This window comes from Methyloceanibacter sp., assembly GCF_058506495.1.
The window spans coordinates 1-1770 of record NZ_JBZMXT010000184.1 but is presented as its reverse complement, the minus strand read 5'-3'; the positions used below and the strand labels follow the sequence as shown (position 1 = coordinate 1770).

General features: G+C 59.6%; 2 protein-coding genes. One reads left to right on the top strand and one right to left on the bottom strand.

Annotated elements, in window-relative coordinates:
- Positions 1–777: phosphodiester glycosidase family protein (locus AC33YF_RS13855; protein ID WP_491777801.1), on the top strand; the 777-nt coding region annotated here is incomplete at its 5' end.
- 228 nt (positions 778–1005) lie between these two features.
- Here the strand turns inward: AC33YF_RS13855 and AC33YF_RS13850 are convergent.
- The coding region (locus AC33YF_RS13850) for a CHAT domain-containing protein (protein WP_491777800.1) at positions 1006–1770 on the bottom strand (765 nt) is incomplete at its 5' end.

Genomic DNA, 1770 nt, shown 5'->3' with positions numbered 1-1770 from the left:
AAGGGCTCGATTAAGGGAATGGGCCTGCTATGCGTTACGGCGTTCTTGAGCGTGGCTGCCACATTCGCAAGCGAGGTCTTAGCAGGCCCTGAGGATGGCCGGCATTGCAGCGCCCGATCATTTGCTGGGAGCCGTTATACCGTCTGCCAGTTTGATCCCTCCAGGACCCAAATTTCGATCCATTGGCGCAATGCAGCGGGAAAGCCATATGCAACGCTCGAGGCAGTCCGACAGCATTTTGATCGGACTGGGAAAGTGTTCCTGTTTGCCATGAACGGCGGCATGTACCGCGAGGACCTCTCCCCTGCTGGCTATCACGTCGAAGCGCGCCGGAAGATCCGGAACGCAAATACGCGTCGAGGCCCCGGCAATTTCCACATGCTTCCGAATGGCATATTCTACGTTGATAAGGGACGCGCCGGCGTGATGGAAACCCGCGCATTCTTGCGGCGCAATAGACGACCATCCTTCGCGACGCAATCGGGTCCGATGCTCGTCATTGATGGACGTATTCATCCTCGATTCAACCCGACGTCGGCGCACCATAAGCTGCGAAGTGGCGTCGGTGTTAGTGGTGACGGGCGCACGGTCTATTTTGCGATCTCTGAGGGCCTCGTCACGTTCTACAATTTTGCGAAGCTCTTTGAGATCAAGTTGAACGTGCCGAACGCCCTGTTCCTCGACGGCGGCTCTGTGCCACAAATGCTTGCGCCAGGACTATCTCGGCGCAACTTCGCGCCGGTTGGGCCAATCATCGCGGTTACGGTGGCTCCGTGAATAACGTGTTGACCTCGGTCGACACACGTAGCTTTGCCGGTGCCTGCTGAGCCAGCCTGAGAGGTCAAGAACCAGCAGACAAGCGACGCGAGGCGGTCTGGATGTCGGTCCGAATTTCGCCTTCTCAGATTGTGCGCCCACCATCTCCCTTTTACCGTTTCTGAGGCCAGCGGGCCTAGATCCGCCGATCTTGGGTAACACCGTCGGAGCATGAACCCAGTCGTTGTTTCAACGCGTGTCTGCGCCCTCACCGACAACCACGAAGGGGGCCCAGTAGCTGGGATGCCAGAAATCGCCCTCCGACGTGATAAGTGCCAGCATCGCCTGCCTCATGGCTTCGGAGCGCCCCATGTTGGCATCGTGGCTCATCGCGCGCGCAGCTCCGGTAATCAGGGCAACCGTTGCAGCACTGTCTACGTACCAATGCGAGACGAGCAGAGCGCGCGCGCCAGCGTAGAAGAACGCCTTAGCAAGACCCGACAAGGCTTCTGCCTCGTCCGTCGCGCCCGCAGCGGTGTTGCAGGCCGATAGAATGATCCAGTCGGCGTTGAGTTTGAGCTCGGCGATCTCCGAGGCTGACAGGTAACCGTCGTCCTTTCGCGATGACTGTTCAGGCGGCGTGAGGATCAACCCAGGCTCCCGACTACCGTCCAATTCGCCCGCGAGTGCACCGTGTGTGGCTAGATGAAGGATCCGGTAGCTTGCCAGCTCGCCGTTTGCGCTTAGCGCCTTGAGGCGAGTTTCGGTTGCCTGACGGCCAAGATTCACAGCATCGAGACCGCCCAGACTACGGGCGACATTGCATACTTCGTCTGCTGTTTCAGGTAGCGGTGATTGGCGCCGGACCAGAGAAGCGTCAACCGGCTTGTTGCCGCCCGCCAGCGGAACGACAGCTTCATGCAGCGCGCGGCGCGTCACGGTAAGCCTGTCGCCAGGAGCTGAACAACCTGCGATTGTGCGAGCTAGGTCAGCGGCGAGCCGATCGCTCTCAAG